A 15,376-nucleotide genomic window follows, 5' to 3' on the forward strand; every position below is an offset into this window, starting at 1 on the left:
TGTCAAGCGGACACGAGACTACCCGCCGCGTCTGGCGATGGTCAAAACGAGGTGGGGGACGCTCGGGCAGCCCCCACCGAGGGGCCGTTCCCCTCCCCCGCTGCGGGGGGAGGGGAACGGCCCGGTGGGACTGCTCAGCGGTAGTCGCTGGAGCCGTAGTCGAACTCCTCGAGCGGGACGGCCTGGCCGGAGCCCACACCGAACTGCGCGTAGTCCACGTCGTCGTAGCCGGGCACCGAGTACATCTGCGCCTTGGCCTCCTCGGTGGGTTCGACCCGGACGTTGCGGTAGCGGGGAAGCCCCGTGCCGGCCGGGATGAGCTTGCCGATGATGACGTTCTCCTTGAGGCCCAGGAGCGGGTCGCTCTTGCCCTCCATGGCGGCGTTGGTGAGGACGCGCGTCGTCTCCTGGAAGGAGGCGGCGGAGAGCCACGAGTCCGTCGCGAGCGACGCCTTCGTGATCCCCATCAGCTCCGGACGACCGGAGGACGGCTGACCGCCCTCGGCCATGACCCGACGGTTCTCCTCCTCGAAGCGCGCACGTTCGACGAGCTCACCGGGCAGCAGCTCGGAGCCGTTCTGCTCGATGATCGTCACCCGCTTGAGCATCTGGCGGACGATGACCTCGATGTGCTTGTCGTGGATCGACACGCCCTGGGAGCGGTAGACCTCCTGCACCTCGTCGACCAGGTGCATCTGCACCCGGCGCGGGCCGAGGATGCGCAGCACCTGCTTGGGGTCGACCGCACCCTGGACGAGCTTCTGCCCGACCTCGACGTGCGTGCCGTCCTCGACCAGGAGCCGCTGACGACGCGTCACGGGGTACTCGACCTCTTCGGCACCGTCGTCGGGGGTCACGACGATCTTGCGACCCTTGTCGGTGTCCTCGATGCGGGTGCGTCCCGACACCTCGGAGATCGGCGCGTTCCCCTTGGGGGTACGGGCCTCGAAGAGTTCGACCACGCGCGGCAGACCGTGCGTGATGTCACCGGCCTCGGACGCGGCACCACCGGTGTGGAAGGTACGCATCGTCAGCTGGGTGCCGGGCTCGCCGATCGACTGGGCCGCGACGATGCCGACGGCCTCGCCGATGTCGACGAGCTTGCCGCTGGCCAGCGAACGGCCGTAGCAACGGGCGCAGGTCCCGACGCGCGACTCGCACGTGAGCACCGAGCGGACCTTGAGGCTCTCGACACCCTGGGCGACCAGGGCGTCGATGACCACGTCACCGAGGTCGGAACCGGCCGGCAGCACGACCTCGCCGTCGACGGTGACGTCGGTGGCCAGCGTGCGTGCGTAGACGCTGGTCTCGACGTCGTCGTGGCGACGCAGGGTGCCGTCGGAGTTCTTCTCCGCGATGGGCATGGCCAGACCGCGGAAGGTGCCGCAGTCGTCCTCACGGACGATGACGTCCTGGGAGACGTCGACGAGACGACGGGTCAGGTACCCGGAGTCGGCGGTCCGCAGCGCGGTGTCCGCCAGCCCCTTGCGGGCGCCGTGCGTGGTGATGAAGAACTCACCCACGGTCAGGCCCTCGCGGAACGAGGCCTTGACCGGGCGGGGGATGATCTCGCCCTTCGGGTTCGCCATCAGGCCACGCATGCCGGCGAGCTGACGCATCTGCATCCAGTTGCCTCGCGCACCCGAGCTCACCATGCGGTGGATCGTGTTGTGCGTCGGCATCGCCGCCTCGAGGTCCTTCGCGACCTCGTTGGTGGCCTGGGTCCAGATCTCGATGAGCTCCTGGCGACGCTCGTCGTCGGTGATCAGACCGCGCTCGTACTGCTGCTGGACCTTCTCGGCCTTGGCCTCGTAGCGCTCGAGGATCGCCTGCTTGTTGGGCGGGGTCACGACGTCGGCGATGGAGACGGTGGTGCCCGACCGGGTGGCCCAGTGGAAACCGGCCTCCTTGAGGGCGTCCAGCGTCGCCGCCACCTGAACCTTCGGGTAGCGCTCGGCGAGGTCGTTGACGATCGTCGAGAGCTGCTTCTTGTCCACGACGACGTTCACGTACTCGTAGTCGACGGGCAGCGTCTCGTTGAACAGCGCCCGACCCAGCGTGGTCTCCACGTCGAGGTCCTGGCCCTGCTCCCAGCCCTCGGGCAGCGCCATGTTCGCCGTCGGGACGACACCCGAGAGGCGGATGCGCACCTTGGCGTTGAGGTTCATCTGCTTGCCGTCGAAGGCCATGATCGCCTCGGCCAGCGAGGAGAACTGACGGCCTTCACCGGCGACGTCGTCCCGGTCGGCGGTCAGGTGGTACAGACCGATGATCATGTCCTGGGTGGGCATGGTCACCGGGCGACCGTCCGCCGGCTTGAGGATGTTGTTCGACGACAGCATGAGGATGCGGGCCTCGGCCTGCGCCTCCGCGCTCAGCGGCACGTGCACGGCCATCTGGTCACCGTCGAAGTCCGCGTTGAACGCGGTGCAGACGAGCGGGTGGATCTGGATGGCCTTGCCCTCGACCAGCTGGGGCTCGAAGGCCTGGATGCCGAGGCGGTGCAGCGTGGGCGCGCGGTTGAGCAGCACGGGGTGCTCGGTGATGACCTCGGACAGGACGTCCCAGACCACCGGGCGGGCGCGCTCGACCATGCGCTTGGCCGACTTGATGTTCTGCGCGTGGCTGAGGTCGACGAGCCGCTTCATGACGAAGGGCTTGAAGAGCTCCAGGGCCATCTGCTTGGGCAGACCGCACTGGTGCAGCTTCAGCTGCGGGCCGACGACGATGACCGAACGGCCCGAGTAGTCGACGCGCTTGCCGAGCAGGTTCTGGCGGAACCGGCCCTGCTTGCCCTTGAGCATGTCGGACAGCGACTTCAACGGGCGGTTGCCCGGCCCGGTCACCGGCCGGCCGCGGCGGCCGTTGTCGAACAGCGCGTCGACGGCCTCCTGCAGCATGCGCTTCTCGTTGTTCACGATGATCTCGGGAGCCCCGAGGTCGAGCAGGCGCTTCAACCGGTTGTTGCGGTTGATGACGCGGCGGTAGAGGTCGTTCAGGTCCGACGTCGCGAAGCGGCCACCGTCGAGCTGCACCATCGGGCGCAGGTCCGGCGGGATGACCGGGACGCAGTCGAGGACCATGCCCTCGGGCGAGTTCCGGGTGGTGAGGAACGCCGAGACGACCTTGAGGCGCTTGAGCGCACGCGTCTTGCGCTGACCCTTGCCGGTGGCGATGGTCTCTCGCAGGGACTCGGCTTCGGCCTCGAGGTCGAAGTCCTGCAGACGCTTCTGCAGCGCCGCCGCACCCATGCCGCCCTCGAAGTACAGGCCGAAGCGCTCGCGCATGGCGCGGTAGAGCACCTCGTCACCCTCAAGGTCCTGGACCTTGAGGGTGCGGAAGCGGTCCCAGATCGTGGTCAGACGGTCGATCTCGGCGTCGGCGCGACGGCGGATCTGCGCCATCTCGCGTTCGGCGGACTCGCGCACCTTGCGGCGCACGTCCGACTTCGCGCCCTCGGCCTCGAGCTCGGCCAGGTCGGTCTCGAGCGTCTTGGCGCGGGTCTCGACGTCGGAGTCGCGACGGTTCTCGACCTCACGCTTCTCGACCTCGATCTGGGCCTCGAGCGAGGAGAAGTCGCGCTGACGTCCCTCGTCGTCGACCGACGTGATCATGTACGCGGCGAAGTAGATGACCTTCTCGAGGTCCTTCGGCGCGAGGTCGAGCAGGTAGCCCAGACGGCTCGGGACACCCTTGAAGTACCAGATGTGGGTGACGGGAGCGGCGAGCTCGATGTGGCCCATGCGCTCACGACGCACCTTGGCGCGCGTGACCTCGACACCACAGCGTTCGCAGATGATGCCCTTGAAGCGGACGCGCTTGTACTTGCCGCAGTAGCACTCCCAGTCCCGGGTGGGGCCGAAGATCTTCTCGCAGAAGAGTCCGTCCTTCTCGGGCTTCAGGGTGCGGTAGTTGATGGTTTCGGGCTTCTTGACCTCACCGTGCGACCACGTGCGGATGTCGTCCGCGGTGGCAAGCCCGATGCGCAGCTCGTCGAAGAAGTTGACGTCGAGCAACGGAATCTTCTTTCTGTCGTGTGTTCCGAGGTCTGACTCTGTCCGTGGAACCCCTCAGGGGCTCCGTTCGTCCGGCGGTGGCGGGCCGGGGGTACTCCCCCGGCCCGCACCCCGTCAGACCTCTTCGACGCTGCTGGGCTCGCGCCGGGCCAGGTCGATGCCCAGTTCCTCGGCCGCCCGGAAGACGTCCTCGTCGCTGTCGCGCATCTCGATGGCCATGCCGTCGGAGGAGAGGACCTCCACGTTCAGGCAGAGCGACTGCATCTCCTTGATGAGCACCTTGAAGGACTCGGGGATGCCCGGTTCGGGGATGTTCTCGCCCTTGACGATGGCCTCGTAGACCTTCACGCGGCCGAGCACGTCGTCGGACTTGATCGTCAGCAGCTCCTGCAGGGCGTAGGCGGCGCCGTAGGCCTCGAGGGCCCAGACCTCCATCTCGCCGAAGCGCTGTCCACCGAACTGCGCCTTACCACCCAGCGGCTGCTGGGTGATCATCGAGTACGGACCGGTCGAACGGGCGTGGATCTTGTCGTCGACCAGGTGGTGGAGCTTCAGGATGTACATGTAGCCGACCGCGACCGGCTCCGGGAAGGGCTCCCCGGAGCGACCGTCGAACAGCTGCGCCTTGCCGTCGCCCTGGACCAGACGGTCCCCGTCCCGGGTCGGGATGGTCGAGCTGAGCAGACCGGTGATCTCCTCCTCGCGCGCACCGTCGAAGACGGGGGTCGCGATGCGGGAGCCGGCCGGGGCCGAGCGGATCTCCTCGGGGATGAGCTTCGCCCAGTCCGGTTCGCCCTCGATCTTCCAGCCGCGGCTGGCGATCCAGCCGAGGTGGAGCTCGAGGACCTGACCCACGTTCATGCGGGACGGGACACCGAGCGGGTTGAGGATGACGTCGACGGGCGTGCCGTCCTCGAGGAAGGGCATGTCCTCGACGGGGAGGATCTTCGAGATGACGCCCTTGTTGCCGTGACGACCGGCGAGCTTGTCACCGTCGGTGATCTTGCGCTTGTTCGCCACGTAGACGCGGACCAGCTGGTTCACGCCCGGGGGCAGTTCGTCGCCCTCGTCGCGGTCGAAGACCTTGACGCCGATGACGGTGCCGGTCTCGCCGTGGGGCACCTTCAGCGAGGTGTCGCGGACCTCACGGGCCTTCTCGCCGAAGATGGCGCGCAGCAGGCGCTCCTCCGGGGTGAGCTCGGTCTCGCCCTTGGGCGTGACCTTGCCGACGAGCAGGTCGCCGTCACGGACCTCGGCGCCGATGCGGATGATCCCGCGCTCGTCGAGGTCGGCCAGCACCTCCTCGGCCACGTTCGGGATGTCCCGCGTGATCTCCTCGGGCCCGAGCTTGGTGTCGCGGGCGTCGACCTCGTGCTCCTCGATGTGGATCGAGGAGAGGACGTCGTCCTGCACGAGGCGCTGCGACAGGATGATCGCGTCCTCGTAGTTGTGGCCCTCCCACGGCATGAACGCGACCATCAGGTTGCGTCCGAGCGCCATCTCGCCGCCCTCGGTCGAGGGACCGTCCGCGAGGACCGTCCCGACCTCGACGCGGTCGCCCTCGTTGATGACGACCTGCTGGTTGTAGGCGGTGCCGTGGTTGGAGCGGCGGAACTTCGCGACCTTGTAGGTCGTCGAGGTGCCGTCGTCGTTCGTCGTCGTGATCATGTCGGCGGACACGTCCGTCGCGACACCGGCCTTGGAGGCCACCACGACGTCACCGGCGTCGACCGCGGCACGGAACTCCATGCCGGTACCGATCAGCGGCGCCTCGGACTTGACCAGCGGGACGGCCTGACGCTGCATGTTCGCGCCCATGAGCGCGCGGTTCGCGTCGTCGTGCTCGAGGAACGGGATCATCGCGGTCGCGACGGAGACCATCTGCCGGGCGGCGACGTCCATGTAGTCGACCTCGTCGCGCGGGACGAACTCGGTCTCACCACCCTTGGCGCGCACCAGGACGCGGGCCTCGGCGAAGCGGGAGTCCTCGTCGAGCGGGGCGTTGGCCTGCGCGATGACGAAGGCGTCCTCCTCGTCGGCGGTGAGGTACTCGACCTCGTCGGAGACGATCCCGTCCTTGATCTTGCGGTACGGGGTCTCGATGAAGCCGAACGGGTTGATGCGCCCGTAGGACGAGAGCGAACCGATCAGGCCGATGTTCGGGCCTTCCGGGGTCTCGATCGGGCACATGCGGCCGTAGTGCGACGGGTGGACGTCGCGGACCTCCATGCCGGCGCGCTCACGGGAGAGACCACCCGGGCCCAGCGCCGAGAGACGGCGCTTGTGGGTCAGGCCCGCGAGCGGGTTGGTCTGGTCCATGAACTGCGACAGCTGCGACGTCCCGAAGAACTCCTTGATGGAGGCCACGACGGGACGGATGTTGATCAGCGTCTGCGGCGTGATCGCCTCGACGTCCTGGGTCGTCATCCGCTCGCGCACGACGCGCTCCATCCGGGACAGGCCGGTGCGGACCTGGTTCTGGATGAGCTCGCCGACGCTGCGCAGACGGCGGTTGCCGAAGTGGTCGATGTCGTCGACCTCGACGCGCGCCTCGATGGGCTGCCCGTTCTTGACGCCCGGCATGGTGACCTCGCCGGCGTGCAGCTTCACCAGGTACTTGATGGTGCGCACGATGTCGTCGACGGAGAGGACGCTGTCGGACAGCGGCTCTTCGGTGCCCAGCTTCTTGTTGACCTTGTAGCGGCCGACCTTGGCCAGGTCGTAGCGCTTGGGGTTGAAGTACAGGTTGTCGAGCAGGTTGCGCGCGGCCTCCTGCGTCGGCGGTTCACCCGGACGCAGCTTGCGGTAGATGTCCAGCAGCGCGTCCTCGACGCCCGAGGTGTGGTCCTTCTCCAGCGTGGAGATCATCGACTCGTAGTCGGCGAACTCCTCGCGGATCTGGGACTCGCTCCAGCCCAGGGCCTTCATCAGGACCGTGACCGACTGCTTGCGCTTGCGGTCGACGCGGACGCCGACGGTGTCGCGCTTGTCGATCTCGAACTCGAGCCAGGCACCGCGCGAAGGGATGATCTTCGCGGTCCAGGTGTCGCGGTCGGACGTCTTGTCCGGCACGCGCTCGAAGTAGATGCCCGGCGAGCGGACCAGCTGCGACACGACGACGCGCTCGGTGCCGTTGATGACGAAGGTGCCGCGCTCGGTCATGAGCGGGAAGTCGCCCATGAAGACGGTCTGCGACTTGATCTCACCGGTGTTGCCGTTGATGAACTCCGCCGTGACGAACAGGGGCGCGGAGTAGGTGAGGTCGCGCTCCTTGCAGTCGTCGAGGGAGTACTTCGGCGGCTCGAAGCGGTGGTCGCGGAACGACAGCGACATGGAGCCCGAGAAGTCCTCGATCGGGGAGATCTCTTCGAAGATCTCCTCCAGACCGGAGGTCGTCGGGACGGCGAGCCCACCGTTGGTGGAGGCCTCGACCCGGTCCTGCCAACGCTTGTTGCCGAGCAGCCAGTCGAAGCTGTCCGTCTGGAGCGCGAGGAGGTCGGGGACCTCCAGTGGTTCGTGGATCTTGCCGAAGGAGTATCGACCGGAGATCGTGCGCGGTGCCTTGTTGCCGATGTACGTGCGGTTCGGTGCGGACGCTGGAAGCGAGGCAGCCAAGAGTGGTCCTTCCACGGGCCTGCGAACTCTGTGCACTACCCGCCCCGCTCGGTCGTTCCCACGGCGACGACCGGCTATATGACTCTGGGCAGCGCAAAACAGCAGAGTACCCCCGATGGGCACGACTGTCCAACCCCCGGATCTGGCGATCCGGGCGCCGCGCGCCGGTGACCGCGAGCCCCCCGACAGCGACGTCGGCCCCGACGACGGTGTCGGGACGAGCAGGCGGTCGTGTTGACGACCGAGATGAGGATGTCCCCCCGACGCGTCCGCGTCAAGGCGACCCCCCGGGCGTGTGGGCAACTCGCCGAACCAGCCCCGGAAGTCGTCCGGGAACGCCGCAGGGGCGGCCGGACCGAGGTCCGACCGCCCCTGGGGCGTAGCGACCCGGGTCAGCCCCGGGCGGGGGTCACTTGAGGGTGACGGTGGCGCCAGCGGCTTCGAGCTGGGCCTTGGCCTTCTCGGCAGCGTCCTTGGCGACCTTCTCGAGGACGGGCTTGGGGGCACCGTCGACGAGGTCCTTGGCCTCCTTGAGGCCGAGGGAGGTCAGCGCGCGGACCTCCTTGATGACACCGATCTTCTTGTCACCAGCGGCCTCGAGGATGACGTCGAACTCGGACTGCTCTTCAGCAGCCTCGGCCGGCGCGCCGGCGACCGGGCCACCGGCCATCGCCACGGGGGCGGCGGCGGTGACGTCGAAGGTCTCCTCGAACTTCTTCACGAACTCGGAGAGCTCGATGAGGGTGAGTTCCTTGAACGCGTCGAGCAGCTCGTCGGTGCTGAGCTTCGCCATGAGGGCGGTCCTTCCTGAGTGTGTGGGTCCCGCGGTTCGCTGCGCGGGCAGGGGGGTGGGAGCTGGGAGCTCAGGCGTCCACGGTCTCGGCCACGGGGGCCTCGTCCGCAGCAGCCTCTGCGGGGGCGCCCGCAGCCTGCTTCTCCCGCAACGCTTCCACGGTGCGGACGGTCTTGGACAGCGGCGCCTGGAACAGCGACGCGGCCTTCGACTGGGTGGCCTTGAGGACACCGGCGACCTTGGAGAGGAGAACCTCGCGGGACTCCAGGTCGGCCAGGGCCTTGACGTCGTCGGCGCTGATCGCGCGGCCGTCGAGCACGCCGCTCTTGACGATCAGCTGGGGGTTGGCCTTGGCGAAGTCACGCAGACCCTTGGCCGCCTCCACCGGGTCACCGGTGATGAAGGCGATCGCGGAGGGGCCGGACAGCTGCCCCTCGAAGGCCGTGACTCCGGCCTCCTTCGCGGCGATGCTGGTCAGCGTGTTCTTCAGGACCGCGTAGGTCGTGTCAGGACCCAGCGCCGTCCGCAGGTTCGTGAGCTGCGCGACGGACAACCCCCGGTACTCGGTGAGCACCGCGGCGTTGGACTCCTGGAACAGAGCCGTGAGTTGCTTCACGGCGGCGATGTTCCTGGGCTTCGGCATGTGTGCCCTCCTTCCTCGTCTCGGGGGAAACCGGTCGACCCCGAAAGCACGAAACGCCCCGGCGCAGGTGCGCGGGGCGTCGGAGGGCGGCCACCAGGGCCACGATCGAAGCTCTTGCTCACCTGCGCAGGTCGCCCGCACTGCGGGGCCTTCAGCTACCAGCACCAGAGGTTCTGCACCAGAGGTGTGGGTAGCGACCGGCGGTCTTCGGTACTGGACAAGACTACACGCCGTGGACGGGTGGTCCTGACCGCACGACGCAGGGGCGGGACCCCGGAACGGGATCCCGCCCCTGCGGGGTGGTTCAGCGACGCGTCAGTTGACGGTCGCCTCTCCGGTGAGGTTGCGGGTCAGCGCGGGGTCGACCGGCACGCCCGGGCCCATCGTGGTGGTGATGGTGGCCTTGCGCAGGTAGCGGCCCTTGGAGGAGGACGGCTTGAGGCGCAGCACCTCGTCGAGCGCGGCGGAGTAGTTCTCGACGAGCTGGGTGTCGTCGAAGCTCGCCTTGCCGATGACGAAGTGCAGGTTGGCGTGCTTGTCGGTGCGGAACTCGATCTTCCCGCCCTTGATCTCCGTGACGGCCTTGGCGACGTCCATGGTCACGGTGCCGGTCTTCGGGTTCGGCATCAGACCACGGGGGCCCAGCACCTTGCCCAGACGACCGACCTTGCCCATGAGGTCCGGGGTCGCGACGGCGGCGTCGAAGTCGAGGCGCCCCTTGGCGACCTCGTCGATGAGCTCGTCGCCACCGACGATGTCGGCGCCGGCGGCCTCGGCCTGCGCGGCGCGGTCACCGACGGCGAAGACCAGCACGCGGGCGGTCTTGCCGGTGCCGTGCGGCAGGTTGACGGTGCCGCGGACCATCTGGTCGGCCTTGCGGGGGTCCACACCGAGGCGGAACGCGACCTCGACGGTGGCGTCGTACTTCACCAGCGACGTCTCGCGGGCGAGCTTGACGGCGTCGAGCGGTGCGTACAGCTCGTCGAAGTCGATCTTCTCGGCTGCGGCCTTGTAACCCTTGCTGCGCTTCACTTCTGCTCCTCTGGATCGTTGAGGGTCGTGGTCGAACGGACCGCGCGCGGCCCTGCCACTGGAACTACCGCTGAGTGCCGGGTGCGACAGCTCAGTCGGAGACGGTGATGCCCATGGACCGAGCGGTGCCCGCGATGATGCGAGCGGCCATGTCGACGTCCTTGGCGTTGAGGTCCTGCAGCTTCTGCTCTGCGATCGAACGCACCTGGGCGTTGGTGAGGTTCGCGACCTTCTTCACGTGGGGCTCGCCGGAGCCCTTCTCCACGCCCGCAGCCTTCTTGATGAGCTCGGCGGCCGGCGGGGTCTTGGTGATGAAGGTGAACGAGCGGTCCTCGTAGACCGTGATCTCGACCGGGATGACGTTGCCGCGCTGGGACTCGGTCTGCGCGTTGTACGCCTTGCAGAACTCCATGATGTTCACGCCGTGCTGACCGAGCGCGGGCCCGATCGGCGGGGCCGGGGTCGCCTGGCCGGCCTTGATCTGGAGCTTGATGAGCCCGGAGACCTTCTTCTTGGGGGGCATGAGCGATCCCTTCCTCGGATGCGTGACGGCCGTTCGGTGCCCGCGGTTCGGGCGACGACGTGTTGTGGCCGTCGATCAGTCTACGGGAGGACTCCCCCTGCCCCCAAAACGGGACGCCCCCACCCCGGCTCGGGGTGAGGGCGTCTCGCGGGAGAGCGGTGCGTCAGATCTTGGCGACCTGGTTGAAGTTCAGCTCGACCGGCGTCTCGCGGCCGAAGATCGAGACCAGCACCGTGAGCTTCGCGCGGTCGGTGGAGATCTCGGAGATCGTCGCGGGGAGGGTCTCGAAGGGGCCTTCCATGACGGTGACCGATTCGCCGACCTCGAAGTCGACGGTCTTCGTCGGGGCGGCGGCGGCGCCACCACCGGCGCTCTTCTCGCCGGCCTTCTCGCTGGACGGCAACGTCGGCGCGAGCATGGAGAAGATCTCGTCGTTGGACAGCGGGACCGGCTGGTGGGTGTTGCCCACGAAGCCGGTGACCCCCGGGGTGTGCCGGACGGCGCCCCACGACTCGTCGGTCAGGTCCATGCGGACGAGGACGTAGCCGGGGATCCGGACGCGGCGCACGTTCTTGCGGGTGCCGTTCTTGACCTCGACGACCTCCTCCATGGGCACCTCGACCTGGAAGATGTAGTCCTCCATGTTGAGGGAGGTCATGCGGGTCTCGAGGTTGGTCTTCACGCGGTTCTCGTAGCCGGCGTAGGAGTGGATGACGAACCACTCACCGGGTGCACGACGGAGCTTCTTGCGGAACTCCTCGACCTCGTCGACCTCGCCCTCACCGGCGTCGAGACCTCCGGCAGCCTCGCCTTCGGTGACCTCGACCTCTGCGCCCTCGGCGTCCACGGACGCACCGTCAGGCGACTCGCCCCCGACCGGTTCCGCGACGTCCTCGACCTCGGCGTTCAGGTCGCCGGCCTCGTCACCCTCGTCGCCCTCGACGGCACCGATCGCGTCGGCGACCGGTTCGTCGGGGGTGTCCGCGGCCTGCTCGGCGTCGGCTTCCACGTCGGCCTCGGCGTCCGCCTGGACGTCCGCGGCGTCGTAGGTCTGGGTCGCGACGTACTGCTCGTCCGACTTGTCGTCGTCCGAGGGACCCCACTGCTCCGACACGTGCTGACCTGCTTCCTTCGGGATCGGGACTCGCAACGCACCAGGCTGGCGCGCGCTGACGTTCGTCAGGACCCGAACACCAGCAGGACGAGCTTGCCGATGCCGTAGTCCAGCGCGGACACGAAGAGCATCATCACCACGACGAAGACGAGCACGACTCCGGTGTAGCTCAGCAGGTCCCGGCGGGTGGGCCAGACGACCTTGCGCAGCTCTTCAATGACCTGACGCAGGAACAGCAGGAGACCGTTGCGCTTCTTGGCCTCGGCGGGTTCCGCCGTGGCCTTCGTCGTCTGGCTCACCTCGCGCTGCCCCGCTTCTGTCGTGTGTCGCTCACGTACGGACGTGCCTCCCGGGGACCGGGAGCACGGGTGGTGCTCGCAGGGCAGGAGGGACTCGAACCCACAACCGCCGGTTTTGGAGACCGGTGCGCTACCAATTGCGCCACTGCCCTGAACGGATGCGCCCGCCCCGGAGGGCGTGCGAAACCTCGACGGTTCGAGAACCGCCACGACCACCATAGGTGACGCCGGGGCTCACCGTCGAACCCGTCCGGGCTCCGAGGCTCCACGGCCGCACGCCGAGGGGTGGAAGGATGACCTGCGTGACCGCCCAGACGAGTCCTCCGCCCGGCACTGCCCCCACCGGTGCGCGCCACCGCGTCTCGGCCCGCATCGCGGGCATCGCCGAGTCCGCGACCCTCGCCGTGGACGCCAAGGCGAAGGCGCTGAAGGCCGCCGGTCGCCCGGTCATCGGCTTCGGTGCGGGCGAGCCGGACTTCCCGACCCCGCAGGCCATCGTCGAGGCGGCCGTCGCGGCCTGCACCGACCCTGCCAACCACCGCTACACCCCCGCCGGCGGGCTGCCCGTCCTGCGGGAGGCGATCGCGGCCAAGACGGCGCGCGACTCCGGCTACCAGGTCTCCCCCGCCCAGGTCCTGGTCACCAACGGTGGCAAGCAGGCCGTCTACGAGGCCTTCGCCGCGATCCTCGACCCGGGTGACGAGCTGCTGCTGCCGGCGCCGTACTGGACGACCTACCCCGAGGCCGCGCGCCTCGCCGGCGGGGTCGCCGTGGAGGTCTTCGCCGGCCTGGAGCAGGGGTACAAGGTGACCGTCGACCAGCTCGAGGCGGCCCGCACGCCCCGCACCAAGGCGCTGCTGTTCTGCTCCCCCTCGAACCCGACCGGCGCGGTCTACTCCCCGGAGGAGGTCCGCGCGATCGGTCACTGGGCCCTCGAGCACGGCGTCTGGGTCGTCAGCGACGAGATCTACGAGCACCTCGTCTACGACGGTGTGCGCGCCGCCTCGATGCCCGTGGAGGTCCCCGAGCTCGCCGACACCTGCATCGTCGTCAACGGGGTCGCGAAGACCTACGCCATGACGGGCTGGCGCGTGGGCTGGCTGATCGGGCCGCCCGACGTGGTCAAGGGCGCCGCGAACCTGCAGTCGCACCTGTCCTCCAACGTCGCGAACGTGTCGCAGCGCGCAGCCGTCCAGGCGCTCACCGGTGACCTGACCGCCGTCGCCGCGATGCGGGAGGCCTTCGACCGACGTCGCACGACGATGGTGCGGATGCTCGACGCGATCGAGGGCGTGCGCTGCCCCCTGCCGCAGGGCGCGTTCTACGCCTACCCCAGCGTCGAGGACCTGATCGGGAAGACGTTGCGGGGCACCGAGATCACCTCGTCCACCGTGCTGGCCGAACTCATCCTCAGCGAGGCCGAGGTGGCCGTCGTCCCGGGTGAGGCGTTCGGTCCGAGCGGGTTCCTGCGCCTGTCCTACGCCCTCGCCGACGCCGACCTCGTGACCGGGGTCGAGCGCATCCAGGCCCTCCTCGCCGAGGTGCGCTGAGCGCGGGTACACCGTCCGGTGGACCCGCGGGGACGCTCGAGCCGTCACCCTCGGGGGGTGAACCCCCTGCCCGCCGTCCGAGTCCGCGGACTCACCAAGCGCTACCCCAACGGCACGCTCGCCCTCGCCGGGATCGACCTCGACGTCGATCCCGGCGAGTGCGTGGCCCTGCTCGGCCCGAACGGGGCCGGCAAGACGAGCACCATCGAGGTCCTCGAGGGGCACCGCTCGCGCGACGGCGGTGAGGTCGACGTCCTCGGCGAGGACCCGGCCACCGCCGGCCTCGCCTGGCGGGCACGGCTCGGCATCGTGCTGCAGGAGGCGACCGACGCCGCCGACCTCTCGGTGCGCGAGGCCGTACGCCACTTCGCCCTCTACCACCTCGACGCCCGGGACCCCGACGAGGTCGTCGCCCTCGTCGGACTCGAAGGCTCTGCACGGCAACGGATCCGAGCCCTCTCCGGCGGGCAGCGCCGACGGCTCGACGTCGCGCTGGGCATCCTCGGCCGCCCCGAGCTGCTCTTCCTGGACGAGCCCACGACGGGTTTCGACCCCGAGGCGCGACGCCACTTCTGGGACCTCGTCCGCGGTGTTCAGGCCGAGGGCACGACGATCCTGCTGACCACCCACTACCTCGACGAGGCCGCCGCGCTGGCCGACCGCGTCGCCGTCGTCGTGGGCGGCCGGGTGGTGGAGACCTCCACCCCGTCCACCCTCGGCGGACGGTTGCGACTGGGGGCGACGGTGCACTGGAACGAGTCGGGATCCGCGCGGGTCGAGCGCACCGACCGGCCCGGCGACCTGGTGCGGCACCTGCTGGCGCGCCCCGAGCTCCTCGTCGACGGCGAGCTGCCCGGTCTGGAGGTCCACCGGCCCACGCTGGAGGACGCCTACCTGGCCCTCGTGGACGGGGTCCGGCGGTGAGCGCCCCCGAGGTCCGCGCCGGCCGGCTCCGGGTCGGCAGCGTCCACGGTCGCCCCTCGACGGCCCGCATCGCACTGGCGCGCACCGGCCTGGAGATCCGGCAGTTCGTCCGCGAGCGCGACGCGATGGCCTTCGTCTTCGCCTACCCGATCGTCATGCTGGTCATCTTCGGGTCGATCTTCGGCGGCCAGGAACTGCCCGACGGGACGCCGTTCTCGCACTACTTCCTGGCCGGCATCGTCGCGACCGGGATCATGCTCACGAGCTTCCAGAGCCTCGCCGTCGGCATCGCGGGCGAACGCGACGACGGCACCCTGAAGCGCTTGCGGGGCATGGCCGTCCCCGCGCTGGCCTACGTCCTGGGCAAGGTCGGGATGGTGCTGACCACCTCGATCGTCCAGGTGGCCCTGCTGCTGGTGGTGGCCCGAGTCGGTTACGGCGTGCCGTGGCCGGGCGACCTGACGCACTGGGCCCGGTTCGGGTGGGTGTTCGCGCTGGGGACGGTGGCCGGCACGGTGCTGGGCGTGGCGTTCTCGGCCGTCCCGGCCTCGGCCCGGTCGGCGACCGCGGTGACGGCCCCGGTGGTCATCGTGCTGCAGTTCTTCTCGGGGGTCTTCTTCACGCTCGCGTCGCTGCCGGGCTGGATGCTCGCCGTCGCGGAGGTCTTCCCGCTGAAGTGGATGGCCCAGGGCCTGCGGGCGGCGCTGCTGCCGGAGAGCGCCGCGGCGGCGGAACCGGGCGGGAGCTGGGGACTGGGCACCGGAGCGCTGATCATGGCCGCCTGGGTCCTGCTGGGCCTGCTCCTGTGCCTGCGGTCCTTCCGCTGGACCCGCAAGGACCGGTGAGCGGGCACGATGACCGGGTGGG

The 15,376-nt window shown here is 69.1% G+C and carries 11 protein-coding genes and 1 tRNA gene; 3 read left to right on the forward strand and 9 right to left on the reverse strand.

The features are described from left to right. Positions 1-134: 134 nt before the first annotated feature. The 9 genes from SJY07_RS08740 to SJY07_RS08780 all read right to left on the reverse strand — a co-directional run bounded on the left by SJY07_RS08740 (position 135) and on the right by SJY07_RS08780 (position 12,187). On the reverse strand, positions 135-4,016 hold the full coding sequence (locus tag SJY07_RS08740) for a DNA-directed RNA polymerase subunit beta' (RefSeq protein WP_328294640.1): 3,882 nt from the start codon (positions 4,014-4,016) through the stop codon (positions 135-137). A 114-nt stretch (positions 4,017-4,130) separates the two neighbouring features. Further along, positions 4,131-7,631, reverse strand: a complete 3,501-nt coding sequence (gene rpoB, locus SJY07_RS08745) for a DNA-directed RNA polymerase subunit beta (RefSeq protein WP_328294639.1) — start codon at positions 7,629-7,631, stop codon at positions 4,131-4,133. 409 nt (positions 7,632-8,040) lie between these two features. Continuing rightward, positions 8,041-8,424: a 50S ribosomal protein L7/L12 gene (gene rplL / locus SJY07_RS08750; RefSeq protein WP_328294638.1), complete on the reverse strand. Its 384-nt coding sequence runs from the start codon at positions 8,422-8,424 to the stop codon at positions 8,041-8,043. A gap of 70 nt (positions 8,425-8,494) precedes the next feature. Next, positions 8,495-9,067: a 50S ribosomal protein L10 gene (gene rplJ / locus SJY07_RS08755; RefSeq protein WP_328294637.1), complete on the reverse strand. Its 573-nt coding sequence runs from the start codon at positions 9,065-9,067 to the stop codon at positions 8,495-8,497. A 315-nt stretch (positions 9,068-9,382) separates the two neighbouring features. Then, entirely contained in the window at positions 9,383-10,099 is a 717-nt protein-coding gene (gene rplA / locus SJY07_RS08760; RefSeq protein ID WP_328294636.1) for a 50S ribosomal protein L1, read from the reverse strand. 91 nt (positions 10,100-10,190) lie between these two features. Next, entirely contained in the window at positions 10,191-10,622 is a 432-nt protein-coding gene (rplK, locus tag SJY07_RS08765; RefSeq protein WP_328294635.1) for a 50S ribosomal protein L11, read from the reverse strand. Between the two features lie 163 nt (positions 10,623-10,785). Next, positions 10,786-11,736 (reverse strand): transcription termination/antitermination protein NusG, encoded by a 951-nt coding sequence (gene nusG / locus SJY07_RS08770; RefSeq protein WP_380158439.1) that lies wholly within the window; start codon positions 11,734-11,736, stop codon positions 10,786-10,788. Between the two features lie 65 nt (positions 11,737-11,801). Then, positions 11,802-12,035 carry a preprotein translocase subunit SecE gene (gene secE / locus SJY07_RS08775; protein WP_328294633.1) on the reverse strand — a complete coding sequence of 78 codons (234 nt, stop codon included), beginning with the start codon at positions 12,033-12,035 and terminating at the stop codon, positions 11,802-11,804. Positions 12,036-12,114: 79 nt separating this feature from the next. Beyond that, positions 12,115-12,187 (reverse strand) — tRNA-Trp (locus SJY07_RS08780). Between the two features lie 141 nt (positions 12,188-12,328). Here SJY07_RS08780 and SJY07_RS08785 point away from each other — a divergent pair. The 3 genes from SJY07_RS08785 (at position 12,329) to SJY07_RS08795 (ending at position 15,354) form a co-directional block, all read left to right on the forward strand. After that, positions 12,329-13,585: a pyridoxal phosphate-dependent aminotransferase gene (locus tag SJY07_RS08785; RefSeq protein ID WP_380158442.1), complete on the forward strand. Its 1,257-nt coding sequence runs from the start codon at positions 12,329-12,331 to the stop codon at positions 13,583-13,585. Between the two features lie 66 nt (positions 13,586-13,651). Further along, a complete protein-coding gene (locus SJY07_RS08790) occupies positions 13,652-14,509 on the forward strand; it encodes an ABC transporter ATP-binding protein (RefSeq protein ID WP_380162238.1) in 858 nt (285 codons plus the stop codon). Further along, entirely contained in the window at positions 14,506-15,354 is an 849-nt protein-coding gene (locus SJY07_RS08795) for an ABC transporter permease (RefSeq protein WP_380158444.1), read from the forward strand. Before SJY07_RS08790 ends, SJY07_RS08795 begins: the two co-directional genes overlap by 4 nt. The last annotated feature ends 22 nt before the right edge of the window (positions 15,355-15,376 follow it).

Origin of the sequence: Kineococcus sp. R86509, assembly GCF_042466365.1 — a bacterium.
Taxonomy (GTDB): Bacteria; Actinomycetota; Actinomycetes; order Actinomycetales; family Kineococcaceae; genus Kineococcus.